Annotated in this window: 30 protein-coding genes; all 30 read right to left on the bottom strand. The window is 35.0% G+C overall.

Going from position 1 to position 26,302, the window contains the following annotated elements; genetic code table 11:
• Positions 1 to 17 precede the first annotated feature (17 nt).
• The 30 genes from flgD to rpsP all read right to left on the bottom strand — a co-directional run bounded on the left by flgD (position 18) and on the right by rpsP (position 26,268).
• Entirely contained in the window at positions 18 to 506 is a 489-nt protein-coding gene (gene flgD, locus AB1K81_RS04455; protein WP_412975443.1) for a flagellar hook assembly protein FlgD, read from the bottom strand.
• Positions 507 to 515: 9 nt separating this feature from the next.
• Positions 516 to 1,880 carry a flagellar hook-length control protein FliK gene (locus AB1K81_RS04450; RefSeq protein WP_412975442.1) on the bottom strand — a complete coding sequence of 455 codons (1,365 nt, stop codon included), beginning with the start codon at positions 1,878 to 1,880 and terminating at the stop codon, positions 516 to 518.
• A gap of 29 nt (positions 1,881 to 1,909) precedes the next feature.
• Complete coding sequence (locus AB1K81_RS04445) at positions 1,910 to 2,494, bottom strand: MotE family protein (protein ID WP_412975441.1); 585 nt, start codon at positions 2,492 to 2,494, stop codon at positions 1,910 to 1,912.
• An 8-nt stretch (positions 2,495 to 2,502) separates the two neighbouring features.
• Complete coding sequence (fliJ, locus tag AB1K81_RS04440) at positions 2,503 to 2,949, bottom strand: flagellar export protein FliJ (RefSeq protein WP_412975440.1); 447 nt, start codon at positions 2,947 to 2,949, stop codon at positions 2,503 to 2,505.
• A 2-nt stretch (positions 2,950 to 2,951) separates the two neighbouring features.
• Entirely contained in the window at positions 2,952 to 4,271 is a 1,320-nt protein-coding gene (gene fliI / locus AB1K81_RS04435; protein ID WP_412975439.1) for a flagellar protein export ATPase FliI, read from the bottom strand.
• Positions 4,268 to 5,008, bottom strand: coding sequence for a flagellar assembly protein FliH (gene fliH / locus AB1K81_RS04430; RefSeq protein WP_412975438.1), 741 nt, complete (start codon positions 5,006 to 5,008; stop codon positions 4,268 to 4,270). The genes fliI and fliH overlap by 4 nt, the downstream gene beginning before the upstream one ends.
• Entirely contained in the window at positions 5,001 to 6,014 is a 1,014-nt protein-coding gene (gene fliG, locus AB1K81_RS04425; RefSeq protein WP_412975437.1) for a flagellar motor switch protein FliG, read from the bottom strand. The genes fliH and fliG overlap by 8 nt, the downstream gene beginning before the upstream one ends.
• Positions 6,015 to 6,026: 12 nt before the next feature.
• Entirely contained in the window at positions 6,027 to 7,631 is a 1,605-nt protein-coding gene (gene fliF / locus AB1K81_RS04420; RefSeq protein WP_412975436.1) for a flagellar basal-body MS-ring/collar protein FliF, read from the bottom strand.
• 127 nt (positions 7,632 to 7,758) lie between these two features.
• Positions 7,759 to 8,061 carry a flagellar hook-basal body complex protein FliE gene (gene fliE / locus AB1K81_RS04415; protein ID WP_412975435.1) on the bottom strand — a complete coding sequence of 101 codons (303 nt, stop codon included), beginning with the start codon at positions 8,059 to 8,061 and terminating at the stop codon, positions 7,759 to 7,761.
• Positions 8,062 to 8,072: 11 nt separating this feature from the next.
• Positions 8,073 to 8,528, bottom strand: coding sequence for a flagellar basal body rod protein FlgC (gene flgC / locus AB1K81_RS04410; RefSeq protein WP_412975434.1), 456 nt, complete (start codon positions 8,526 to 8,528; stop codon positions 8,073 to 8,075).
• A gap of 3 nt (positions 8,529 to 8,531) precedes the next feature.
• Positions 8,532 to 8,927, bottom strand: a complete 396-nt coding sequence (flgB, locus tag AB1K81_RS04405; protein ID WP_412975433.1) for a flagellar basal body rod protein FlgB — start codon at positions 8,925 to 8,927, stop codon at positions 8,532 to 8,534.
• A gap of 348 nt (positions 8,928 to 9,275) precedes the next feature.
• The gene (gene codY, locus AB1K81_RS04400) at positions 9,276 to 10,055 is read right to left on the bottom strand and encodes a GTP-sensing pleiotropic transcriptional regulator CodY (RefSeq protein ID WP_412975432.1); all 780 of its coding nucleotides are present in this window, start codon (positions 10,053 to 10,055) and stop codon (positions 9,276 to 9,278) included.
• A 30-nt stretch (positions 10,056 to 10,085) separates the two neighbouring features.
• On the bottom strand, positions 10,086 to 11,477 hold the full coding sequence (gene hslU / locus AB1K81_RS04395; RefSeq protein WP_412975431.1) for an ATP-dependent protease ATPase subunit HslU: 1,392 nt from the start codon (positions 11,475 to 11,477) through the stop codon (positions 10,086 to 10,088).
• A 17-nt stretch (positions 11,478 to 11,494) separates the two neighbouring features.
• Complete coding sequence (hslV, locus tag AB1K81_RS04390; protein WP_412975430.1) at positions 11,495 to 12,040, bottom strand: ATP-dependent protease subunit HslV; 546 nt, start codon at positions 12,038 to 12,040, stop codon at positions 11,495 to 11,497.
• Between the two features lie 23 nt (positions 12,041 to 12,063).
• The gene (gene xerC / locus AB1K81_RS04385; RefSeq protein WP_412975429.1) at positions 12,064 to 12,972 is read right to left on the bottom strand and encodes a tyrosine recombinase XerC; all 909 of its coding nucleotides are present in this window, start codon (positions 12,970 to 12,972) and stop codon (positions 12,064 to 12,066) included.
• A 495-nt stretch (positions 12,973 to 13,467) separates the two neighbouring features.
• Positions 13,468 to 15,546 carry a type I DNA topoisomerase gene (topA, locus tag AB1K81_RS04380; protein WP_412975428.1) on the bottom strand — a complete coding sequence of 693 codons (2,079 nt, stop codon included), beginning with the start codon at positions 15,544 to 15,546 and terminating at the stop codon, positions 13,468 to 13,470.
• A 239-nt stretch (positions 15,547 to 15,785) separates the two neighbouring features.
• Positions 15,786 to 16,685 (bottom strand): DNA-processing protein DprA, encoded by a 900-nt coding sequence (dprA, locus tag AB1K81_RS04375; RefSeq protein ID WP_412975427.1) that lies wholly within the window; start codon positions 16,683 to 16,685, stop codon positions 15,786 to 15,788.
• An 80-nt stretch (positions 16,686 to 16,765) separates the two neighbouring features.
• Positions 16,766 to 17,668, bottom strand: coding sequence for a succinate--CoA ligase subunit alpha (gene sucD / locus AB1K81_RS04370; protein ID WP_412975426.1), 903 nt, complete (start codon positions 17,666 to 17,668; stop codon positions 16,766 to 16,768).
• Positions 17,669 to 17,722: 54 nt separating this feature from the next.
• Positions 17,723 to 18,889 carry an ADP-forming succinate--CoA ligase subunit beta gene (sucC, locus tag AB1K81_RS04365; protein ID WP_412975425.1) on the bottom strand — a complete coding sequence of 389 codons (1,167 nt, stop codon included), beginning with the start codon at positions 18,887 to 18,889 and terminating at the stop codon, positions 17,723 to 17,725.
• A gap of 89 nt (positions 18,890 to 18,978) precedes the next feature.
• On the bottom strand, positions 18,979 to 19,257 hold the full coding sequence (locus AB1K81_RS04360) for an EscU/YscU/HrcU family type III secretion system export apparatus switch protein (RefSeq protein ID WP_412975424.1): 279 nt from the start codon (positions 19,255 to 19,257) through the stop codon (positions 18,979 to 18,981).
• Positions 19,254 to 20,978: a hypothetical protein gene (locus AB1K81_RS04355; RefSeq protein ID WP_412975423.1), complete on the bottom strand. Its 1,725-nt coding sequence runs from the start codon at positions 20,976 to 20,978 to the stop codon at positions 19,254 to 19,256. The genes AB1K81_RS04360 and AB1K81_RS04355 overlap by 4 nt, the downstream gene beginning before the upstream one ends.
• 9 nt (positions 20,979 to 20,987) lie before the next feature.
• The gene (rnhB, locus tag AB1K81_RS04350; protein ID WP_412975422.1) at positions 20,988 to 21,758 is read right to left on the bottom strand and encodes a ribonuclease HII; all 771 of its coding nucleotides are present in this window, start codon (positions 21,756 to 21,758) and stop codon (positions 20,988 to 20,990) included.
• 78 nt (positions 21,759 to 21,836) lie between these two features.
• Positions 21,837 to 22,691 carry a ribosome biogenesis GTPase YlqF gene (gene ylqF / locus AB1K81_RS04345; RefSeq protein ID WP_412975421.1) on the bottom strand — a complete coding sequence of 285 codons (855 nt, stop codon included), beginning with the start codon at positions 22,689 to 22,691 and terminating at the stop codon, positions 21,837 to 21,839.
• 7 nt (positions 22,692 to 22,698) lie between these two features.
• Positions 22,699 to 23,247 carry a signal peptidase I gene (gene lepB / locus AB1K81_RS04340; RefSeq protein WP_412975420.1) on the bottom strand — a complete coding sequence of 183 codons (549 nt, stop codon included), beginning with the start codon at positions 23,245 to 23,247 and terminating at the stop codon, positions 22,699 to 22,701.
• Positions 23,248 to 23,376: 129 nt separating this feature from the next.
• Entirely contained in the window at positions 23,377 to 23,721 is a 345-nt protein-coding gene (rplS, locus tag AB1K81_RS04335; protein ID WP_412976115.1) for a 50S ribosomal protein L19, read from the bottom strand.
• Positions 23,722 to 23,929: 208 nt separating this feature from the next.
• A complete protein-coding gene (gene trmD, locus AB1K81_RS04330; RefSeq protein ID WP_412975419.1) occupies positions 23,930 to 24,676 on the bottom strand; it encodes a tRNA (guanosine(37)-N1)-methyltransferase TrmD in 747 nt (248 codons plus the stop codon).
• Positions 24,676 to 25,191, bottom strand: coding sequence for a ribosome maturation factor RimM (gene rimM, locus AB1K81_RS04325; RefSeq protein ID WP_412975418.1), 516 nt, complete (start codon positions 25,189 to 25,191; stop codon positions 24,676 to 24,678). Before rimM ends, trmD begins: the two co-directional genes overlap by 1 nt.
• A 13-nt stretch (positions 25,192 to 25,204) precedes the next feature.
• Positions 25,205 to 25,594: a YlqD family protein gene (locus AB1K81_RS04320; RefSeq protein ID WP_412975417.1), complete on the bottom strand. Its 390-nt coding sequence runs from the start codon at positions 25,592 to 25,594 to the stop codon at positions 25,205 to 25,207.
• Positions 25,595 to 25,753: 159 nt separating this feature from the next.
• Positions 25,754 to 25,981: a KH domain-containing protein gene (locus AB1K81_RS04315; protein ID WP_412975416.1), complete on the bottom strand. Its 228-nt coding sequence runs from the start codon at positions 25,979 to 25,981 to the stop codon at positions 25,754 to 25,756.
• Between the two features lie 14 nt (positions 25,982 to 25,995).
• Entirely contained in the window at positions 25,996 to 26,268 is a 273-nt protein-coding gene (gene rpsP, locus AB1K81_RS04310) for a 30S ribosomal protein S16 (RefSeq protein WP_186868649.1), read from the bottom strand.
• Positions 26,269 to 26,302 lie beyond the last annotated feature (34 nt).

Below are 26,302 nucleotides of genomic sequence, written 5' to 3'. Positions count from 1 at the left end.
CTTTATTTCAGACCCTATTATTCAGTTTCTTCATCTACTATTCCATCTTCTGGACTCTCATTACTTGCATTCGTATCCTTAATTTCAAGTATAAAATCTGCATATACACTTTCACCATTAGCTAATTCCAGTATTGCATATCCATCGACTTGGCTAACTCCTATCACTTCACTGCTTTGCTTAGGTAGCCATTTCTCAGTTTCTTCGTCATAATTTTGATAAGTGACAGTTTTACCAATAAGATGGCTATGTTGCACGATAGGGTTAACATGTTGGCTTTGAACTAATCCTTGGATAGCATTTGCCATATTCATCGTTTGCTCTAAAGATGAGAATTGAGCTAGCTGTGAAATAAATTCACGGTCGTCCATCGGATTCGTTGGGTCTTGATTTTGAATTTGCGTCATTAAAATTTTTAAAAAATCATCCTTCCCAAGGTTACTATCCGGAACCCCTCTTGTCTGTGGTTGATTTTTCAAGTATAACGAAGGATCTATAGTTGGCACTATTTTCACCTACCCTTCCATGTTTTGAATCAATTCTTCTAACTGAGCCTCAAAGTTTTCTCCACTGTTATTACTTTCCTGTTGTTGGTCTGATTCATTGGATTGGCTTTGATTTTGACCTTGAAGTGATTGTTCGTCATGTTGCTTTGTTTGTGGTTGACCTTGTCCCCCGGCTAGATCTTGTCGTTCAATAACGACTTGCTGTGGTGAAAACATATGCTTCAGTTGTCCAATATTGGATTCAAGCATATCTTTTGCCGCCTGGGTACTAACAACAATTTTCACTGTCATTTCACCATTAACTTCTATTAATCGCACCATCATTTCCCCGAGATTTTCTGGTCTGAGTGCAATGGACAATTGATTCATACCATTCGGCATAGAAAGAAACTTACTAGTTTTCATTACTTGTTGGAACTGATCAATGAGTTGTTGGTCTACGGATTGTCCACTCTGTGCTTGGTTCATAAAAATGACATATTGTTCCAACTTGGGCATTACTGTATTACTTTGAAAACTATTTTGTTGAATGGACATCATTTTATCGATACCCTCTTGATTTTGCAGGGCATTCTCTAGCCATTTCACGACGTCTTTTGCCGTAACCTGAGAATTAGAATGATAGATTTGTTTAGTAGTGAGCGAATTTCGGTTTTGATAAGCAACAAGTATATCTTTCCATACTTGATTTATCTTGATATCACTAAGCTCAATACCTTTTCCTTGGGTACCTTTAAAATTCTCTAAGTTTTTTTGAATAGCAGTCCATTGCTTTAATAAGTTTAAAATCTGAGGAGCTATTTTTTTAAGCTCATCCTTCGTATTTGCTAGTGATAGTAAACTTTCAAAATTAGTAAATATTTGCTGTAATGTTTCCTGCATTCGAACATTTTGATCTAGTTGGATTGGTTCTTTAAGGTCATTTTCTATCTTACTTAGAATAGTTAAAGTCTCCTCAGAATTAAAATTTAACTCTTGTAAGGTACTTGGATTAATACCATAATCCTCTAACTTTACCAAATCACGAAGACTTTTTACTAAAGATTCCATATTAACGTCTAAGCTTTCAATATTTCTTAATAAAGACTCGATATCCATAAATGTATGATCAATATCTTTAGATTCCAAAGATTGCGAGTTCGAATTTAATAACAATCTACTAATATTTGTATCCATACTCGCTAATAGTTCTAATAGATTCGTAGAACCATTATCGGAATCATTTACTTGTACTAATGTTGCCTCTCCACCTTGATTTCCATGTTGTTGCAATAGCATCGCAAACAAAGGGGAAGCATTACGCGAATTTGCATTTTTCATTGTTGTTGTTGTTATGGATGGAACTAAAGCCCCAAGCATTGCGATCGCATTCATATATTCACCCCCTTTCAAAGTAAATGCACTTATTGGTTTATAAAACGTTTGGTAATCTCAGCCGCTTTTTCAGGGTCCATGTTCTCCATAATTAAGCCGCGATCCTCACTAGTCATATCACTTAATATAATAAAGGCAGCTCCTGTGTCTAATTGTTCCAGGATAGATGCTGCTTGTTTATTTTTCATTTCCTTAAACGAGCTTGAAATTTGATTAATTGTTTCAGATGATTCGTCTTTTTCCGATTGATTTGTGGCTACATCCAAATCTCTTTCTAATTTGGCAATTTTTTGTTCTAATTGTTCAATCGTATTTTCCAAGGTCAATTTTTCCTGGGTCAATTCATCAATTTCCGCATCCTTCTTATCAAATCTAGACTGGATATCTTCCTCTTCCTTTATCTGACTAGCTTCCTCATCTGTTGTAATAAATGAAGAGATTACCGGAATATTATTTCCTGTATTCTTCGCCCAATCAACTACGTTTACCCCAGCCATTGCTAATACGATAGCAGTTAAAGTAATTGCGATAATAACAGGAATTACTATGGCAAATAGGAACCATAGAAAAGGGTTCATTTTCTCTTTTTCTTCCATCACTCTTTGTTTCGCCATTTTTGAACTCACCTATTTTTGTGACTTAAATATTGTTGAATGGATATTTCATTCATAAATGATTCTTCTCTCTGTTTTTGTTGATTTACTGTTTCATTAGTACGAAATTCAATTATCTTTTCAAACTTTTTTGTTTCGATATGTGCTTCTGAAAGGATCCATTGCTTAGACTCCATATTGGCCCTTGCTTGTTGAACTTGAACTTGTAGCTCCTCTATTTCCCTTTTTAATCGTTCCATGTATGCTAACTGATCTTGAATGAATTCAATATGCATATTTGAGCTTAACGCTTCTTCATATGCTTCTTCTGCCTTTTCCTTTTTCTGTAATAGATTAAAAAGTTTCGTGCCAATATCTTCAAAGATATCTACAGATCTACGATAAGCAAGCTGAGCATCCTTTTTCTCTTTCTCACGAATATCAAGTATTTTAGTTAAGACTTGAGTTCCTGCCATGTTCAACTACCCCCATTTAGCACTACTTTTAAACTATCAATAGTTTCTTCAAATGATAACTTCTCAAAAACATCTTGTTTTAAGAATGACATTAGTTTTGGATAGTAAGAGATAGCTCTATCAATCTCATGGTCTGTGCCTCTTTTATACGCACCAATTTGAATCAAATCTTTATTTTCCTCATATTTAGCTATTAATGCTCTAGCCTGTTGGGCAAGATCCTGATGCTCATTTGATACAATTTGATTCATTACCCGGCTGATAGATTTCAAAATATTTATTGCTGGATATTGTCCTTGTTCTGCTAATTTACGATCCATGACAAAATGTCCGTCTAATATCCCCCGAACTGTATCGGCAATTGGTTCATTCATATCATCGCCGTCTACTAATACCGTATAAAAAGCAGTAATCGAACCATTATTATTTGTACCGGTTCGTTCTAGTAGCTTTGGTAAGATAGAGAAAACAGAAGGTGTATACCCTTTAGTTGTAGGAGGTTCACCAGTTGCTAATCCAATCTCTCTTTGGGCCATCGCTACACGAGTAACGGAATCCATCATAAGGTTAACGTTTAATCCAAGGTCCCTGAAGTATTCCGCAATAGCAGTTGCTGTGTAAGCTCCTTTAATCCTCATTAAAGCTGGCTGATCAGATGTAGCTACAACAAGAATGGACTTACTTAAACCCTCTTGTCCAAGGTCCTTCTCTATAAATTCTCTAACCTCTCGCCCACGCTCTCCTATAAGCGCAATTACGTTAATGTCCGCCTTACTATTTCTTGCAATCATACCAAGTAGTGTGCTTTTTCCAACTCCGCTACCTGCAAATAACCCAATACGTTGTCCTTGTCCTACTGTAAGCATCGAATCGATTGCCTTTACTCCAACTTGGATAGGTTCGGTTATTGTTGGCCGAGACATTGGATTAGGTGGTGATTGTTCCGTTAAATAATTGGATAACCCTTTCGGTAATTCGGAATCGTCTAATGGTTTTCCTAAAGAATCAATTACGTTACCAATTAAACTCCTACCAATCTTGACCGTTAATGGTTTTCCAGTTGATTCAACAAGACAGCCTGGCCCAATTTCAGATACTTCATTGTAAGGCATGAGAATAATATTCTCATTGTTAAATCCAACTACTTCTGCTAGTACTGGCTTTTTCTTATTGGATAAATTTGGATGAATGTAACAAACCTCTCCAATATTAGCAGCTGGACCAACAGATTCAATCATAATCCCGACGACCCGTTGAACTTTTCCATACCGTTTATAAACATCGGCTTCCTCTATCGCATTAAAGTAGTTTTCTAGCTTCATTCTTTTTGCTCCATTACAATTTCATATAAAACTTGGTGTATTTTATTAAGTTGTGTATGGATGCTAGCATCTATTTTTCCAAATGGATGCTCAATCAAACAACTATCTTTCTCTAATGCTTCATTTAAATAAATAGAAAGGTTTGCCCTTGAGTCGAGTATTCTTTCTAACTCACTCTTTTGCGAAAGTACAGATTCATAATTATCTGGATGCAGATAGATGGATAATTCTCGTTGATCTTTTATGGATGAAATAGCTTCTTTTACGATAGGTACAAAGAATTCTGGGTTATCAGCTAATTGTTGCCTCATGATTTTTTCTGCTACATGGACAGCAAGTTTTAGAATCGTTTCCTCACTTTTTTCAACCGTTACTAGGTAATCTTTCTTTGCATCATTTATTATCCCGTTTGCTTGGGTAATTAGGTGAGAAAATTGTTCTAGACTTTCATTTTTACCTTGTTCAAAGCCAGCTTGATAACCTTTTTGTTTTGCTTGTTCAATCAACTGAATCTTTTCTTGCTCCCAATTTTCTTTTGCTAGTAGAATTTGGTTCTCTGTATCTGCTATCATACTTTCTCGTTCTTTTTTTATTGCTTCCAATTCGTTTTTAACTTCTTTTAGCTTGCTTAGTTCTAATTGTAATTGGGCTTCGTAGTTAACCGGTTCTTCTACTACTGGTCTTTGGATCTGTTTAAGTTGTATAACTTTCTTCAAACTAGACTCGGTATTAGACAATGATATCGTCTCCTCCACCACGAGCTATTACAATCTCGCCAATATCTTCAAGTCTTCTTATAATTGCCACAATACGTGATTGTGCTTCTTCTACATCCCGTAGTCTAACTGGACCCATGAATTCCATTTCTTCTTTAAACGTCTCAGCCATACGTTGTGACATGTTCTTAAACACAATATCTTTCACTTCATCACTAGATACCTTAAGCGCTAAGCGTAAGTCTTCGTTTTCTACCTCACGAATAACTCGCTGTATCGCACGATTATCAAGGATAACAATATCTTCGAAGACAAACATACGTTTTTTAATCTCGTCGGCAAGTTCTGGATCCTGAATTTCTAATGCATCAAGAATAGTTCTTTCCGTACTTCTATCTACGCCATTTAATACTTCGACGACAGTTTGAATACCACCTGTCTGCGTATAATCTTCTGTATAGGAAGAAGCTATGTTTCGTTCCAGTACCTCTTCTACTTGACTAATAATTTCTGGAGATGTAGAATCCATCGTCGCGATACGTTTTGCAATATCTGCTTGCATTTCCTGTGGCAAAGCTGATAAGATTTGACCCGCTTGCTCTGGATCCAAATAGGATAGCACTAGAGCAATAGTTTGCGGATGCTCATTTTGAATGAAATTCAATACTTGCTGCGGATCGGCTTTTCTAGCAAAGTCGAACGGCCTTACTTGTAAAGAAGAAGTTAAGCGATTAATAATGTTACTTGCTTCACTCTCGCCGAATGCCTTCTCAAGGACTGTTTTTGCATAGCCAATACCACCTTGTGATATATAATCTTGAGCAAGTGCGATTTGGTGAAATTGTTCTAAGACATCTTCCTTCATACCTGCATCTACTTTTTTTACGGACGATATCTCAAGACTTAATCTCTCAATCTCTTCTTCTGTTAAGTGTTTATAAACTTGTGCTGAAACATCTGGTCCTAGAGAGATTAAGAGAATTGCAGCTTTTTGTTTACCGGTTAATTGTGGTTGTTGTCTAGCCATATTCTCACCCCCCTAATCTTCTCCTAACCATCCGCGTAGTAATTTCGCAAATTCTTCTGGTCGATCTTTTGCCATTTTTTCTAATTGCTTTTTACGCTGAATAGATTCTGTTTCTTCTGTTGTTTCTAAATCAGGTACTGTTTCCACAGAATCAGCTGCAATTGCTTCTTCGCGAGCTTCTTCTGTCTTGCTTCTACGTTTAAGCAATAAAATGATTAAAATAACAATGACTAATAGTAATACTCCACCAACAATATACATCCAAAGTGGTGCTCTAAATCCAGGTTCAAGTGTAGTGGTGTCAGAAGGACTAAATTCCTGAAAAACAATTGAAGTTCTCGTGTTATTCTGGTCCTCTATAGCCTCATTAGGTTGATATCCTGGATCAACAGAAGTAGTAATGATTGAGTTTAAAATATCAGCTATACTATTCCTTACTTCTTCTTCTTGGGTTGCATTCAATCTATTACCTTCATTATCCATTCGATCGACCGCAACTTGAATTCCTAAGTCACGAACCTTATAAGGACTTTCTACAATTTCCTTTTGTATTCGATTAAATTCATTATTTACAGTTTCTTTTATATACTCATATTCTCCGTCGTCTCCATTGTCAGCACCTTCATATCCAGGTATATCACCTTCTCCAGCACCTGCAGTACCGCCAACTTGATTAGCCCCGGAACCTGTATATGTTTCATGAATAGTCTCAACACTGACCGGCAAACCTTCCATATTATCCTGATCAGCTGGTTCCACAATTTCTTCCACTCTATTTTCTTGAGTGAAATCCACATCAGCAGTTACAGATACAATGACATTATCCATCCCAACCATCGTACCGAGCATTTGTTGTAATCTTCCTTGAATGTCTCTTTCAATATCGCGTTTAACTGTTTGCTGATATGAATAAACATCTTGGAAACCATTAGAGGTATCTGTGTTCATATCATAGTGCTCTGAATATTGATTCATAATCGTAATGTTTTCAGGATTCAGATTAGGTACGGCCTTTGATACTAATTGATATAATGCCGTTATTTGATTTCCTTCGAAACGATGCCCCGGTGCTGTTTGAATAACTATAGAAGCACTTGTCGGTTGTGTTGCTTCATTAACAAAAATCGGCTCTTTAGGCATATTAATCATGACAGTCGCATCATTGATTCCTTGAATACTCTTAATTAAATTAGCAAGTTCTGTTTGCATTGCATCTAAGTGCATTACATTAAATTCATTATCTGTGATTCCCCAAGAAGTATTCTCACTAAAGAAGGAATAATCGATACTGCCACTGTTCGGTATCCCTAAACCTGCCAAATCAACTAGCAAGCTATCTGCTTGTTCCTTTGGTACGGAAATAGTTGAACCACCTTCGCCTATCTCATATGGAACAGCTCGTGCATCTAACTCCGCCTTTATTTGACCTACCTCTTGAATGGACAAATTTTTGTATAATGGCACGTAATCTGATTTCGTCGCAAATAATGAAATTACTACTATTAAAGCAATAACAGCAAGCGAAGAACCAATTATTAAACCTTTTTGACCTTTCGATCTGTTTGACCAAAATGCCTTTGCCGTTTCATTAAATTTCATTATTTTATCGTTGTTCATGTACTCCCCCGCCAAATTCAAAAACAAATTAATAACCATTGTTCAATCTACAAAAAATTGATTATTAATTTTAATTTTTTTTGTTAAACAATTGCGAATTATTCCGATATAACACATATAAGTTTTCTTAAACTTGCATTCTCATAATCTCGTTATACGCATCAATTGCCTTACGTTGCATTTCTACCGTTGCTTGTAGAGTAACACTAGCTTTTTGCGCAGTGATCATAACATCATGTAAATCATTAATCTGTCCCATCGCAAGGGCTTCTGTTTTTTTATCAGATACAACTTGTAGTTCATTAACATTGTTAATTGCATTTTTTAATAAATTGGCAAAGTTTGCTTGAGCTTCACCAGGAGTAGTTACCTTCTTAACATCTGTAGCGTTTATTAAGGAATTATTTAAATCACCTATAGATAAACTCATTTTCTTCCTCCTTATTTACCAATTTCTAACGCCTTCATTAGCATACTTTTACTAGCATTTAACGCTGTAATATTGGCTTCATACGATCTAGTTGCACTCATTAAATCCACCATTTCTTTTAATGGATCAACATTTGGCATCTGTACATAACCAGCATCATTAGCATCCGGATGTGTTGGATTATATACTAGTTTAAAGGGTTCTTCATCCTCAACTATCCCCGTTACCTTCACACCGCTAGCTGGATTGTTGGACATGTTAGTCGCCTTATGTAAATAAGATTGAAAGCTTTTATCGCTAGGTTCAATTTCTACCATTTTTCTTCGGTATGGGACAAACTCCCCATTCTCGTTCACTGTTGCCCTTGTAGTATTAGCATTGGCGATATTAGACGATATAACATCCATACGTAAACGTTGCGCTGTTAGTGCACTTGCACTTGCGTTAAACGCATTAAAGATAGACATATATTATCTGCCTCCTTTAATTACTGTCTGTAAACTATTAAACTTACCATTTATACGATCCACTAAACTTTGATAATAGATTTGGTTTTGGGCTAACTCTGCCATCTCTTTATCGATATCTACGTTATTTCCATTATGATTAAACATTGTGTTATTTCGTTGAACAATGCTATATGGAAGTTTTTGCCCTTGTTCAAACGTTAAATGCATGGAGTGTGTTCGCTTAGCTGTTATTGTGTTTGTAAGTTCTTCTTGAAGCACATTTTTAAAGACAACTTCTTTTGCCTTATAATTCGGAGTATCTACATTCGCAATATTTGAGGCTATCGTTTGATTCTTTACGGAAGCATAATTAAGTGATTGCTGTAATGTATTAATTGTCCCGCTAAACAGATTCATTTTTTCACCCTCCTTAAATCATTAATAAAAAAATATAAAGACGGACACAAATTAAAAATTCTATACGAATATTGTAATTTATATCTTGGTCAAAGTCTATCAAAATTCGACAGTTTTCTGGAAAACGAAGGAAAACAGGAGCATAATACTAGGTATTTTTCACTAGATGCCCTTTCGATTTTTATGTAAATATTTCCATTTTGTCTCTAAATAAAAATTTTATGTAGAAATATGTAAAATATTAAGTTCATTATACACGAAATCTAGTTCTTATTTACTACCTACCATAAAGAGTAATAAAACCGCAAAAAAACACCTGTGGATAATTATCCACAGGTGTTTTTCACATTATCTAGAACGTAATTTTTCCAGTTCTACTAAAAACTTATCATTTAAAACTTTAATGTAAGTACCTTTCATACCTAAAGAACGAGATTCAATTACACCCGCACTTTCTAGCTTTCTTAACGCGTTAACAATAACAGATCTTGTAATACCTACACGGTCTGCAATTTTACTAGCTACTAGTAATCCTTCGTGCCCATTAAGTTCTTCAAAGATATGATCAATTGCTTCTAGTTCACTGTAAGAAAGTGAGCTAATTGCCATTTGAACAACCGCTTTACTTCTTGCTTCCATTTCAATCTCTTCAGTTTTTTCATGAAGTATTTCCATTCCTACTACTGTAGCTCCATACTCGGCTAATAGTAAGTCATCATTATTGAAAGCTTCTTTTAATCTACCGATGATTAACGTTCCTAGACGCTCTCCACCACCAATAATAGGTACAATAGTAGTTAGTCCATCTTTAAATAGATCTTTGTTTTCCACTGGAAATACTGTATATTGACTATTAATGTCTAAGTTAGGTGTCGTTTCATGAATATGAAATAGACCTTCAGTATATTCTTCTGGAAATTGTCTTTCCTCAAGCATAGCTTTCATACGTTCGTTTTCAATTTCTTGATTGATTGCATAGCCTAGTAATTTACCTCTTCTACTTAAGATAAATACATTCCCTTTAATTACCTCTGTTAGCGAAACAGCCATGTCGTTAAAATTTACTGATTTACCTGTTGCCTTTTGTAACATTGAATTAATTTTTCTTGCGCGGTCTAATAGTTCCATTATTAGTTATTCCTCCAATTTTTAATTTTTTTACAATATAAATTGACTTAAGTCTTTATTCTTAACAATTGTACTTAGTTTTTGATCGACATATTCTGGTGTTATCTCAACCGTGTCCATCGAAACATCTGGAGCTTCAAATGATAAATCTTCTAGTAATTTTTCTAGTATTGTATGAAGCCTTCTTGCACCAATATTATCAGTATCTTGATTTACTTGAAAGGCGATTTCTGCTATTCTATTTACAGCTTTGTCTGTAAACACAACATTTATACCTTCCGTTTTTAACAATGCTTGGTACTGTTTTAATAGAGCATTTGAAGGCTCATTTAATATACGAACAAAGTCTTCAACTGAAAGTTTTTCTAATTCTACTCGAATTGGAAATCTACCTTGTAATTCAGGAATTAAATCAGATGGCTTTGCCATATGAAAAGCTCCTGCAGCAATAAATAGCATATGGTCTGTTTTAACTGAACCATGCTTTGTTACAACTGTTGACCCCTCAACTATAGGCAGTATATCTCGTTGAACTCCTTCACGGGATACATTTGGTGAGTTATCTTGTTTACCAGCAACTTTATCAATCTCATCAATAAAAATAATGCCAGATTGTTCAGCTCTAGTTATTGCTTCTTGTGATACTTCCTCCATATCTACAAGCTTATGAGCCTCCTGCTGGGTAAGTATTTTTCTTGCTTCAGAAACAGGAAGTTTACGTTTTTTCTTTTTCTTTGGCATAAATTGTCCAAAAGCATCTTGCATATTCATACCCATTTGTTCCATTCCAGATCCTTGTAATAAATCAAACATGGAAGGCGGAACTTCTTCAATTTCAATTGTAACAATATGTTCTTCAAGTTCCCCCATTGCAAGTTGATGTGCAACTCTACTTCGTTTATTCTTAATCTCTTCATCTTTTTCTCCGTCTTCAGAATCATCATGATTACCTTGACCAGAAAATAACATTTCAAATGGATTAGAAATAGTAGATTGCTTTTTAACTTGCGGTACGAGAAGTTTAACTAGCTTTCTTTCAGCTTCTTCCTTTGCCTTCCCCATGACTTCATTCATTTTCTCTTCTTTAACCATTCGTAGGGACATTTCTACTAAATCCCGCACCATCGATTCGACATCTCTTCCGACGTAACCTACTTCTGTAAATTTAGTAGCCTCAACCTTCACAAACGGCGCTCCAACAAGCTTCGCTAGCCGTCTTGCAATTTCCGTTTTACCTACACCTGTTGGTCCAATCATTAGAATGTTTTTTGGGACAATTTCATCCTTTAACTTTTCATCCAATAAAGTTCTACGGTATCTATTTCGTAAAGCTACTGCAACAGATTTTTTAGCACTTTGTTGGCCAATGATGTAATTGTCCAGTTGGCTTACAATTTGTCTCGGAGTATAATTAATACTCATTATGCATGGCCTCCTCTTTAATCAAGTACTTCCAGCGTAATTTGATCATTTGTAAACACACATATTTCACCAGCTATTTTCATGGCAGCTAAAGCTATGTCTTTTGCTGATAGATGATCTGCATAGTTTACAAGGGCCCTGCCAGCACTTAGTGCATAATTTCCACCTGAACCAATTGCTAGAATACCATCGTCCGGCTCAATTACTTCACCAGTTCCAGAAATTAATAACATGCTTTCTTTATTCATGACAATCAGCATAGCTTCTAACTTCCTTAATACCCTGTCACTTCGCCATTCTTGCGCTAATTCCACAGCAGCACGAGTTAAATTACCATTAAACGCCTCAAGTTTCCCTTCAAACTTTTCAAAAAGGGTAAAAGCATCAGCCACAGAACCGGCAAATCCAGCTAAAACTTGACCATTATACAATCTACGAACCTTTTTTGCTTTGTGCTTCATAACAACGGAATTTCCAAGTGTTACCTGTCCATCACCACTCATTGCACATTGTCCATTATGCTGAACAGCAAATATTGTGGTGGCATGAATTTCTTGTGCCAATTAAATCACCTCATCCGTTATTCCTACTTTTTAGCTCTCGGGTGACTATCTAAATAGATATTGCGCAAATGATCTTTCGTTACATGTGTGTAAATTTGCGTAGATGATAAACTGTCATGTCCTAAGAGTTCCTGTACTGTTCTCAAATCGGCACCCTCATTTAATAAATGCGTTGCAAAGGTGTGTCTTAATTTATGGGGATGTAAGTTTATCGTAAGTGCTGCTTTTTCCATCATATTATTTAAAACTAACCGAATGCCTCGAGTTGTTATCGGGTTTCCTCTTGAATTTAGAAATACAGCTTCGGAATTCGCATTTGACTTTTCGAGTAATTGTTTTCTACCATCTTGTATGTACAATTGAAGTGCCTTTTCAGCAAAACTACCAAAAGGAACATAACGTTCTTTGTTCCCTTTTCCTTTCACAAGCATTGTTCCAATAGAAAAGTCGATATCCTTCAATTTTAAACTCTGACATTCACTTACTCGAATTCCCGTTCCATAGAGCGTTTCTAATAAAGCTTGATTACGTTGCCCCAAAGGATCATTAGTGTCATTTACTTCAAAAAGTTTTTCCATTTCCTGTTTATATAGGAATCCTGGAATAGGTTTGGCAGCTTTTGGTAAGCTTATTAGCATGAAGGGATTTGTGATTATAACATTTTCTCTTTCTAAATACTTAAAAAAAGTACGTAGGCTAGAAATCTTTCTAGATACAGATTTCCTAGAAAGTTTTCGATTATAGAGAGTAGTTAAAAATACACGGACAGAGCGTTGATCAATGTCTTGAACAGATTCAAATCCCTCTTGAAGTACGAAAGTAAAAAACTCTTCTAAGTCATGATTGTAATATTCTACTGTGTATGGTGAAGCATTTTTTTCAATTTGAAGGTATTCTGTAAATGCTTTTTTGTATAGTGCAAGATTATCCAAAAACTCACCTCAACTTAACAGCCAAATAAAACTATACCATATATGAAATGAAGATTGCAACGAACTTAACAAAATTGTAACAAAATTCTGAATTGGTTGCAATACTTATAATCGTGCACCTAAATGCTGTCAAGTAGATTCGCTTACCACTGGACAATTATAGCGATATAAATATAAATAGTCAATAAAGAAGTACTACTTTTTTCGACATAATTCGATACCTTCAAATTATATAAATTATCACCTATTCAATATTTTTACCAATTGTGCAAAAATTATAATCACAACTTTAATTATTATTTACCCTTTTCAAAAATGGTGAAACATTTAGAACACAATAGACAACCTAACATACAATACTTATATTTCGCAAGACAAATTGCTTTTTTTACTTAATTTTTACATAAATAAAACAAAGTCGCCCATTGTAGACTGCCCTCAAATTGTTGTTAATCTAACAACCGGGGGGCAGTTCGTTATGGGGCGACTCCTTTTCTATCCTTGGGTGTTCTCTTTGTAGTCACATTGTGTGCAGATAATTTGAGTTTCTTTCTTCGATCTTTTCTCTACTAAAAGTGATTCACATTTAGGGCATGGTCGTGAAATTGGCTTATCCCAAGAAACAAAATCACATTCTGGGAATCGATCGCAGCCATAAAATACCCTACGCTTTTTCGAACTGCGCTCTACTACATTACCTTCCTTACATTTAGGGCATGTTACACCAATTTCTTTTAATATTGGTTTCGTATTTCTACATTCAGGGAAATTAGAACACGCTAAAAATTTTCCGTATCTCCCCATTTTATACACCATTTCATGGCCACAGTTTTCACAATCAATTCCAGCTGGCTCATCTTTAATTTCTATCTTTTCCATCTCTTCTTCTGCAATAGATAACCGCTTTTGGAAATCGTGATAAAAATCATCTATTATATTTACCCACTCTACTTCACCGTCTTCAATGGAATCTAGGTCATTCTCCATTTTAGCAGTGAATTCTACATCAATAATTTCCGGGAAGAATTCCTTTAATAGGTCAACTACGATAACTCCTAATTCAGTTGGTACAAATCGTTTGTTGTCTAAGGATACATAACCACGACGTTGAATAGTATCCAATGTTGGAGCATAAGTAGATGGTCTACCAATTCCAAGTTCTTCCATTGTTTTCACTAGTCTTGCTTCTGTAAAGCGTGGAGGTGGTTGTGTGAAATGTTGATTCGGATTTATTTCACTGGCGTTTACAATCATACCTTCTTCTAAGTTAGGTAAGAATTTATCATCTTCCTTTTTATTATCATCCGTACCTTCTACATAAACCTTCATAAACCCTTTAAATTTAACTTTTGAACCAGTAGCACGAAACTCTATGTCGTTATTTACTAACTGGACTGTCATAGTATCAAGAACAGCTGGTGCCATTTGACTTGCTAAAAAGCGCTCCCAAATCAATTTATAAAGACGTAATTGATCTCTAGATAGTACAGCTTTTAAAGAATTAGGCTCTCTCATCACTGAAGTGGGTCTGATAGCTTCATGAGCATCTTGTGCATTTTCATTTTTCTTTTCTTTTCTTTCTGAACCTAGATACTCATTACCATATTTATTTCCTATATACTCTTTAGCCTCACTTTTTGCTGTTTCCGAGATTCGAGTTGAATCTGTACGCATATATGTGATTAGACCAGTTATACCGCCACTTGCCTTGCCAAGATCAATTCCTTCATAGAGTTGTTGTGCTATCATCATCGTTTTCTTAGCACGGAAGTTTAATTTTCGAGCGGCTTCTTGTTGTAATGATGAAGTTGTAAAAGGCAATGCTGGATTTCGCTTTCTTTCCTTTTTAGTTACTTTATCTATCTTAAACTGTTTATCTACTAACTTATTTAAAACTTCTTTAACTTCCGCTTCGGACTTAAGCTCTAATTTTTTACCATTGATTCCGTAAAACGTTCCTTCAAATGCCTCTTTATCCTTTAAGAAGTTAGCTTCAATTGACCAATACTCTTCAGGTTTAAAATCATTAATTTCATTTTCTCGGTCAATAATCATCTTTAATGCTACTGATTGTACACGTCCAGCACTAAGTCCTTTTTTAACCTTTTTCCATAATAATGGACTAATATTATATCCAACTAAACGGTCAAGAACTCTTCTCGCTTGCTGTGCATCCACCAAATCTTTATCAATGGAACGTGGGTTTTTGAAGGATTCTTTAATAGCATCCTTAGTTATTTCATTAAATACTACACGACATTTAGAGTTCTCATCTACATTTAATGCATGTGCTAGATGCCATGCAATTGCCTCTCCTTCTCTATCCGGGTCGGCAGCAAGAAAAATCTTTTTAGCTTTTTTAGCTGATTTTTTCAAATCTTTTAGCACATCACCTTTACCACGAATAGTTATATACTTTAATTTATAACCCTCTTCTACATTGACACCCATTTGACTCTTTGGTAAGTCAATAACATGTCCCATTGAAGCTTTTACTGTGTATTTTTTTCCTAAGTATCGTTCAATTGTTTTCGCTTTTGCAGGTGATTCTACAATTACGAGATAGTCTGCCATCCTCTTCCTCCTTAGTCTGAGGTAACGAAAAACCTAGTACATATAAAATCCTAAATCATTCGTGTCCTAAACGTACTATACATCTTAATGTAAGAATAGATGTAATAAATGTCAACATTTTCTGATTAAACCCATTCATAATAAAAAAATTGTATTCATTAATAATCAATATCAAATCCTCACTAATAATAAATATATACGGAGTAATTGTCAAACATACACTGATTTTCAGCTAACGATTAGATATTACGTAAACTCACAAGTTGTTGATTCCAGTCCAATTGAATATCTTCATGAGATAATACGATTTTTGCACCTTCTTGAATGAGCTTTAAACAACCTCTGGATTGCGGTAAATGTGGCGAATCTGGCACTGCATAAACTTCTCTTCCCTGATCCAAAGCTTGATCCACTGTAATCATAGTTCCACTTTTTTCAGTCGCCTCAATCACTAGCGTAGCAAAGCTTAAACCACTTATAATTCGATTTCTTTCCGGAAAGTGATATTTTTTTGGTGGTACATTAGGAGCATATTCCGTAAGTACCAATCCATTTTCACCAATTTGATGAAATAGTAACTTATTTTCTCTCGGATATATATGTTGAAAACCACTACCTAAAACAGCTATCGTCTTTCCATCTTCAGTTAACGTTATTCGATGTGCAAAGCTATCTATCCCTTTTGCCATCCCACTAACAATCACCCAATTATCCTTAATTAATGGTCTTATAATATAACGCGTTTTTTTATAAGCATCTTTTGAGGGATTTCTTGTACCTATTACACTAATCGATGGGCATTTTAACAATAAGGATTGGTCTCCGTAGCCATATAATACTACAGGTGGGTCTTTAATAGTTTTTAACATAGGAGGATAGTTCTCGTCAACGATTGTTATTACGTTATATGCATGTAAATCGGTAATTGTTTCATTAATTAACCGCAGATTGTGAAGGTCCTTGTAAATTGATTCAGCTTGATTTTTATTGATTGAGAGATAGTTACTTATGGAGGTTATAGATAGTAAATAAATCTGTGATAAAGAGGGGTCTAAATGGAGTAATCTTCGTAGAACTCTTCTCGTCATCCCTTGACAACGATGGAGATGCACTAATCTTTGTCTTTTATTATGTAACAAATTGTCCCATCCTTTCAAGTAGAATATAAGGTTAAGGAACCTAAAAGAAGTTTCCCTCTAGGTTCCTAATATTTTATTGATTAGTGAGTTTTACACTTTTCTGCTAAACCTTTTTCTTCAAGTACACGAATCATTGTTTCTCCGATAACTGCAGGTGTTTCTGCTACTTGGATTCCACATTCATTCATCACTCTGATTTTTTCGTCGGCTGTACCTTTACCACCAGAAATGATTGCACCAGCATGACCCATACGTTTTCCTGGAGGTGCTGTTGCTCCGCCAATGAACCCTACAACTGGCTTCGTCATATTCGCTTTTACCCATTCAGCTGCTTCTTCTTCTGCAGTACCACCGATTTCACCAATCATAACTACAGCATAAGTTTCTGGGTCTTCATTAAATGCTTTTAATACATCAATAAAATTAGTTCCGTTTACTGGATCTCCACCAATTCCTACAGCAGTAGTTTGACCATAACCAGCTTGTGATAATTGATGTACTGCTTCATACGTTAATGTTCCAGAACGAGAAACTACACCGATATGACCTTTGGTATGAATATAACCAGGCATAATACCGATTTTTGATTCATCAGCAGTTATAACACCTGGGCAGTTTGGCCCAATTAAGCGTGTTTTCTTACCTTCCATATAACGCTTAACTTTAACCATATCAAGTACTGGGATATGTTCTGTAATACAAATTACTAGGTCTAGTTCTGCATCTACTGCTTCAATAATCGCATCAGCTGCAAATGGTGCAGGTACATAAATAACAGAAGCGGTAGCACCTGTTTTATCAACAGCATCTTGAACGGTATTAAATACAGGAACTCCTTCTACTTCTGTACCACCTTTTTTCGGTGTCACTCCACCTACAATCTTAGTACCATATTCAAGCATTTGCTTCGTATGGAATCTAGCTGTTCCACCAGTAATTCCTTGGACAATTACTTTCGTATCTTTATTTACATATACACTCATTATAGTCCGTCCTTTCCAAAATCTAGTCTATTAATATACAAGATTTTAAATCCATTACGCTTCTTTAACTAAAGATACAATTTTCTTTGCACCATCAGCCATTGAGTCTGCAGGAATAATATTTAATCCGGATTCATTTAGAATTTTCTTACCTAAATCTACATTAGTACCTTCTAAACGAACAACTAATGGAAGATTTAGTCCGACTTGCTTGGTTGCTTCTACTACACCTTCAGCGATTACATCACACTTCATAATTCCACCAAAGATATTTACAAAAATACCTTTTACATTTTTGTCGGATAGAATAATTTTAAATGCTTCTGTAACCTTTTCAGCAGTAGCACCGCCCCCAACATCAAGGAAGTTAGCGGGTTCTCCGCCATAGTGCTTAATGATGTCCATTGTTGACATAGCTAAGCCGGCACCGTTAACCATACAGCCAATATTACCATCTAATGCAACATAGCTGAGGTCATATTTAGATGCCTCAATTTCCTTTTCATCTTCTTCATCTAAATCGCGGTATTCTAGAATATCTTTTTGACGGTATAATGCGTTATCATCAAAGTTTAACTTAGCATCAAGCGCTAATACTTCCCCATCTCCTGTAGTAACTAGTGGGTTAATTTCTGCAATAGAGCAATCTTTTTCAATAAATGCTTGATATAAACTAGTCATAAATTTTACTGCTTTACTTAAAAGCTCATCAGGAATATTCATATTAAATGCTAGTCTACGAGCTTGATAAGGTAAAAGTCCTACAACTGGGTCAATTACTTCTTTGAAGATTTTTTCTGGAGTCGCTGCCGCAACTTCTTCAATCTCCGTACCACCTTCTTCAGAACCCATCATAACAACACGAGAAGTAGCACGATCAAGAACGACACCAATGTAATATTCTTTTTGAATATCACAGCCTTCTTCAATAAGTAAACGCTTTACTTCTTTTCCTTCTGGACCAGTTTGGTGTGTTACAAGTGTCTTACCAAGAATTTCTTCAGCATATGTACGTACTTCATCTAAATTCTTAGCAACCTTTACTCCACCAGCTTTACCACGTCCACCAGCATGAATTTGCGCTTTTACTACAGTTACAGATGTACCTAATTTTTTTGCCGCTTCAACAGCCTCATCAACTGTATATGCAACATATCCATTAGGAACCTTTACACCAAAACTCTGTAAAACTTCTTTTCCTTGGTACTCATGAATATTCATTATTTGTCCTCCCATCAAAAATCACTGCATTTTCATTGTATTAAATATTAGAAAATTGTACAAGAAAAGAGCCAATTTTTGTCGTAATTTTATTTCTTTAAACTAGTTACCTTTTGATCGGTTCTATATATAAAAGCGAATACTTCAGCTACAGCTTGATATAACTCCTCAGGTACTTTTTCATTAATATCTAATTCTGAAAGTAATTCTACAAGGGTCCTATCTTCCATAATTGGAATATGGTTTTCCTTCGCCTTTTTAATAATGTTATCAGCAATTAATCCTTTTCCTGTAGCACTTACTTTTGGAGCATATTCCTTATCTTGCTCATAAGTTAAAGCCACTGCTTTTTTCCTACTTGAATTCATATACGATAATCAACTCCTTGATATGAAGTTGGTTGATTTTTATAAACATGATTTTGCTTTTTCATTGTATCCTTTTGATTCATTAGCGGCTTAAGCGTAATATTAGATAAATGGTAATCTAATCGCTGTAACCCTTCCTTCAACAGTGGTTTCAACGACTGTGTAATAGTATTTATCGGATGGTCATTTAAAATTGTAATAGATATAGACCGCTTTTGAACTTGCATATCAACTATTGTCTCTTCCAAATTAGTTAAATCTAGAAAAAACACCACTCGACAATAATCGGGATTGATCTTACCATCTTCATCTTTTTTCCCTTCAAAGGATAATGCGACATCCTTATCAAGACCAAGACCTTCTCCAGGTAACAGAAGATTTGCCTGAAGCATCTTATCTGTTTCACTATATGATTGTAATTGCAATCCATTAATAAATTGTAATAGCTTAGTTCCTTGCTCTTGTAAAACTCCATCACTTGATTGTATTAATTGCAAAACCATCCCTTTTAGTGAGTGCAAAGGATTTTTCTCATCTTGAAGAATGGCCTTTTCGTATTGTAAACCTACATCTTGTAAGACCGTTCTTACTTGCTCAGTAAAGGATTCTTTAATGAAATGCTGTAAAAAATGATCAATCTTAACAAAATTTTCTTGTTTACCTAATACTTCTACATTACTCGCTAAAGTTTGTAAATGCTTTGGATGATTAACTAATTCCATATGCTTCATTGGAATATGTTGAAATATGCTTCGATTTAGTTCATTTTGTAACATAGTAAAAGCTTCTTCTGATAAAGGAATTTGATTCATGATACTAGTTTGAAGAACGTTTCCCCAATTATTTAGAAACGTATTAGCTTGAATGTGCACCTTATCAAGTTGTGAGATTATTGTCTGCAATTGCTTTACAGTTTCTACGTTGAAATAGTGAGTAATATTCGGTTTAACACCATCCGGATTTTGTTTTACCCGACTAGACCATGTACTAAACGGTATATTATCATCTATTATTCCTATTGCCTTTAATACATTGAAAATCTCAGGATTCTCAGCGATAGTGTTTATTAGTGCTATTTGGATTTGTCCTGTATTTCCTGTAAGTTGATGAAGTTGTTTGTTCAAGTTATTACTTGTAATTTGGTGGTGGTATCCTGTATGATTTTGACGTAATTCGTATTCAATTGCTTTTATTGTTTCTGTAAAACTCTCAAATTGTTTAACCGATAAAGCTTGGAATACAGAGTCCGTAATCGGCATTCTATTTACAATCATTTCTTTCAGCACTGCTTTAGCCTGTTCTTTATTTGCGGAAGACTCTATAAGTGGAATAGCCTGTTGTATTTGCCCCTTATCAAATGGAATTTTTTCATGTAAAAGAACCGCTACAAACTCTTGCACTGCCTTAGTATTATTTAGACCTATTTGACGTAAAAGAATAGTGGCATTCATCTCATTTGGTGCTCTTTTAGGTAATGGGTCCCCTAATACTTTAAGATGGGTCATATTTTCCATAGATTGCACTTGGAAATGGTATTTATTACCAATTTCAAGTGACGCTTCTAGCTGGGCAATTAATTGCATCATCCCTAACTGAATATGGGCTTTATTATTAGGATAAAGTTTTAAAATGTGCCCTTGAATAATCTGACCGAGCCGAAGTGTTTGGGCAGGCTCTTTTAATTTAGATAATTGGTTTTGTAATACCACCTGAATATTCAACTTAATCACTCACTTTATATTCTCTTTAACTGGGGCAAAAGACTTCCTATGATATGGGGAAGCCCCATATTCCATTAATTTTTCGATATGATACTTCGTTCCATATCCCATATTAGAGCGAAAATCATACATTGGAAATTCGTTATGAATCTCCTTCATTAGTCTATCTCGTGTTACTTTTGCCAATATACTTGCAGCAGCTATCGAGACACTTTTTGCGTCTCCTTTAATAATGGATTCTGAACTACAAGGTAAATTTTCTAGTTTTACAGCATCGATTAAAACATGCTGTGCAGGCGGATTTAATTGAGATAGTGCATCCTTCATCGCAAATTTGGTAGCTTCTAAAATATTGATTTCATCAATCTTTTGACTGTCTACGATAGATATTCCAAATGAAATAGCATTTTTTTTAATAATGTCAAAGAATTCATTTCTTTTCGCTTCATTTAATTTCTTTGAATCGTTTAAACCAAGTAGTTTAAAATCAGTTGGTAATATGACCGCTGCAGCTACTACTGGACCTGCTAAAGGACCTCTCCCCGCTTCATCGATACCAGCAACTAAATTTTTGCCATCCTGATAGCTCCGTCTTTCATATGTAGCCATTTCATAATAAGCTTTTTCTAAAGCTTCTAGTTTAAGTTTTTGTTTTTCATAAGTTTGAACTAGTTTTTGAACACCTTTACGTGTATCAGCTTTTAATGTATTGAGTTCTTCAACGGTTATTGCCCCTGATTCTAATAAAGCTTTTATTTCAGAAATCGAATTTTTCCCCATAGTAACACCTTTCTTTCTACTAATTATATCGGCATATTAAAGAAAAAATAAAAGACATCCATCAAATTGATGCATGCCTTATTCTAACTCTTTCGGTCGCTCTAAAGTAATGTTTCCTAGTCGGCCTGTTCTTAAATCACGAATCACAATATCTGAAACTTTATCAAAATTGACAGTTCCACCACTTTCAAGCGCACCTCTAAATTTGCCTATTTTAATAAAAATTTCTAACATATCTTCTTCATGCTGTTCAATTTTGTATCGTTCTTCTAATGAAGAAGGATAGTACTCTTTCAAATAATTAATCACAAAAGTAACGATATCTTGTAAAGATAATAACTGATCTTTAATTGTGCCTATGGCAGCTAAACGATAACCGACAACTTGATCTTCAAATTTCGGCCAAAGAATACCAGGAGTATCCAATAATTCAAATTCCTTTTTAACTTTAATCCAAAGCTGTTGCTTCGTTACTCCTGGTCGATCTCCTACCTTAGCTATTTTTTTATTGGCAAGTCGATTGATTAGGGTTGATTTTCCAACATTCGGAATCCCTACTATCATAGCTCGAGCAGGTCTAGGCTGTATTCCTTTTTTTAATAATTTCTCTAGCTTCTGTTGGCCTAATTCCTTTGCTAATTGGATAACCCGATTAATATCTGCTTTGTCATTAACATTAACAGCTAAAGCCGGTATATCTTTTTCTTTAAAATACTCAATCCATTCATTCGTTACTTTTGAATCTGCTAAATCTCGTTTCATTAGTAAAATCATTTTGGATTTACTTTGTAACACTTGCTGAAGCATCGGATTCTGGGACGAAAGTGGTGCACGTGCATCCACTAGCTCCATTACAAAGTCAACTAACTTTAGCTTTTCTTCTATTTCTCTTCGCGCTTTCGCCATATGGCCTGGAAACCATTGTATTGTCATTGCGGTTCTACTCTCCTATGAATTCAAATCTTTCAAATGGCCAGTAGATAACACTTGCTTTCCCAACAATCTGATCCATTGGAATTGGCCCTAGTAACCTGCTATCTGTTGAATTAGTTCGATTATCACCTAAGACGAAGACATGACCTTCTGGAACTGTAGTATAATTACCTGTAAGTTCCTCTAATGAAAAATCGTATGTCCTAACGTCCACATCAATATCATGAAAAAACTTTTCTTCTATAGGCTGACCATTTATGTATAAAATATTATCTTTATAAGCCACATGTTCACCTGGCAAGGCAATTACACGTTTAATAAAATCTTTTTGATCATTAGCATGAAACACAACGATATCAAACCGTTCTGGCTCATCTATTTTGTATAAAAACTTATTAACAATCATTTGATCTCGATCGTGTAATGTCGGTTGCATAGAAGGACCATCAACTATAATAGGTGTAAATAAGAAGGTTCTTACAAGAAAGGCTAAACCGAATGCGATTAATAAAGCTTTTATCCAATCTAACCACTCATTTTTTCTTTTCTTGGCCATAATTCAACCTCCGAAATCTACTATTTCTATAGTTATATTCATTACCATGTAGCTATTATTATATTATGTAAAAAGGAGCTTGCATAAAATACCAAGCTCCTTTCTAAATGCTTTTTTCGTTTTCTAGTCTTATCGACGTTCTTTAATACGTGCTGCTTTTCCGCGTAGATTACGAAGATAGTAAAGTTTAGCACGACGTACGATACCACGACGTGAAACTTCGATTTTATCAATACGAGGTGAATGTACTGGGAAAGTACGTTCAACACCTACACCATAAGAAATTTTTCTTACTGTAAATGTCTCGCTGATTCCACCATTTTGACGTTTAATAACGACACCTTCGTATACCTGAATACGTTCACGACTGCCTTCAACAACTTTAACGTGAACTTTCACAGTATCTCCTGGGCGGAAATCAGGATGATCGTTACGAAGCTGATCTTGTGTGATTTCTTCGATTAATTTTTGCATCCTGTTCAACTCCTTCCAAACCAATGCTCTTATTTCCGATAGGTAACAGCGGAACATCGTTTATAAGTACCTAAGTCGCACTTAAGCACAATAAATAATATATCACAATACAAAGTATACTTCAACTAGTAACTTAAAAAATTATAAGATAGCTTCCGAACTAGTGGTTCGAATACATCCCCCTTCGTGTATCCATAATACAATTAATTTAGTCATTTTTATTTTCTAGTTCTTTTAATTTTCGTATAAATTCTTTTTCTTCCTCTGTTAGAGGGAAATTTTCTAGTAGGTCTCTTCTCCGCATGTAAGTTCTTTTTAGGGATTCGTTTTTTCTCCAGGCTTCTATTTTGGCGTGATCACCAGATGTAAGTATCTCAGGGACTTTCATTCCTCTGAAATCAGCTGGTCTTGTATAATGAGGGTGCTCTAGTAACCCTGTAGAATAGGAATCTTGTGGGGCTGATTCTTGGTTACCTAATACTTCTGGTAAAAGTCTTACAACACTGTCCACCACAACCATAGCACCAAGCTCTCCTCCTGTTAAAATGTAGTCACCTATGGAAATCTCGTCTGTAACTAGATGTTCTCGGATTCGCTCATCGTATCCTTCATAATGACCACAAATAATAATCAAATGCTCCTCTTTTGAAAGTTCCTCTGCTTTTTTCTGTGTATACCTATCACCTTGCGGACACATTAAGATAACACGAGGTTTCGAATTTTTATCTTTTGTAATAGATTCAACCGCATCAAATATAGGTTGGGGTGATAAAACCATTCCAGCCCCTCCACCATATGGATAATCATCTACTTTATTATGCTTGTTTTCCGTATAGTCACGAAAGTTTACCAGGTTATACTGAAATTTATTTTTTTCCTGTGCTTTTTTTAAAATTGACGTATTGAATACCGTTTCAATCATTTCAGGAAATAAAGTTAGAATATCAATTTGCATTACTCAAGCAATCCTTCCATCGGTTGTATAACGATTCGTTTAGCTGCTACATCAATCTCACGAACTACTTCTTCAATATATGGAATTAAAATATCTTTCCCTTTAGCCTGTTTTATAACCCATACATCATTAGCACCTGGAGCTAATATCTCTTTAATTTGACCAAGACTAACTCCATCAGTCGTAAATACTTCACAACCGATTATTTCGTGATAGTAATATTCATTTTCATCTAATTCGGTAAGCTGTGATTCTTTAATTTTTAGGGCTGATCCTTTAAAATGTTCCACATCATTTATATTATCTAAGCCCTTAAAGTGTACTAAATCAAATCCTTTATGGATTCGATGACCATCAATTTCTAACTCCCGAACTACTTTTTCATCCGTCACCAAAAATAAAGTGTTACCTATTTCAAAGCGTTCTTCAAAGTCACTTACGCGAAGAACTTTTAAGTCACCACGAATTCCATGTGTATTTATAATTTTCCCTACGGTAAACATTTTCTCTTCCATATCTCTCACCTTTTTAGTTATCTATCCTAACAACTTTGCCATCTTTTATAATAATTGCTGTTTGTTCCATTATATCTTTCCAATGCGTACCAACTTCTACCTCAACAAGAGCCTCAACTTCACTTTCCACAATTTCGCTTCCAATTTCTAGCATTTCCAATTGCTCTATTTTAAACTCTACTAGTTTAATTTTTTCTTTTCTATTTTTTATCTCTTGTTGAAATCGATCGTGAAGATCCTGTTTGGACATGCTTTTTTTGTTTTGTAATTTACGTTGTTCAAATAACAACTGTTGACACTCTTGTTCAAGTCGCATTCTATGTTTCGTGAATTTTTCTCTTAAAGCTGCTTTACTTTTTTCTGTAATAATTTGTTTTATAACAACTTTCTTTATTATATTCACTTAAATTCCTCACTCTCTACCCTCACTTTTTTTAGTGGTAAATATACACATTAGTCCGTGTTAGACCAATTAGAGCATCTATCATATGTAGTTACCTAACTAATTTTGAATCCAGAGAATCTTTAAAGAATGTGTAAAAGGGAAAGGTTTCCCTTTCCCTTACATGATATCTAAATAGATTCGTTTATTTGCATCTGACTTTGCAGCATAAACTACTGTACGAATCGCTTTTGCAATACGGCCATTTTTCCCAATTACCTTACCAACATCATTCTGATTAACAGTTAGATGATAGACAATTTTTGTGTCTTCTTCCTTCTCTGTTACAACAACATCCTCTGGGTAATCTACTAATGGTGTAACAATCGATTCTATTAGGGCTTTCATGATATCACACTACTTTACTTATTAGTTTTTTGTTCGTGGAATTTCTTCATGATGCCTTCTTTTGAGAATAAGTTACGTACTGTATCGCTAGGCTTAGCGCCTTTTGCCATCCAGTCAAGTGCTTTTGCTTCATCTATTTTAACTTCAATTGGATCTACTACAGGATTATAAGTTCCAATTTGCTCAATAGAACGTCCGTCACGAGGAGAACGTGAATCTGCTACAACAATACGATAGAAAGGATTTCTTTTAGAACCCATACGTTTTAAACGAATTTTAACTGCCATTACTTGCACCTCCATTAATATGTTCTCACAAGAA

The organism is Ornithinibacillus jepli, from assembly GCF_047228935.1.
Classification (GTDB): Bacteria; Bacillota; Bacilli; order Bacillales; family Amphibacillaceae; genus Ornithinibacillus.
The sequence above is the reverse complement of the archived record's forward strand: the minus strand, read 5'-3'. Positions and strand labels throughout refer to the sequence as shown.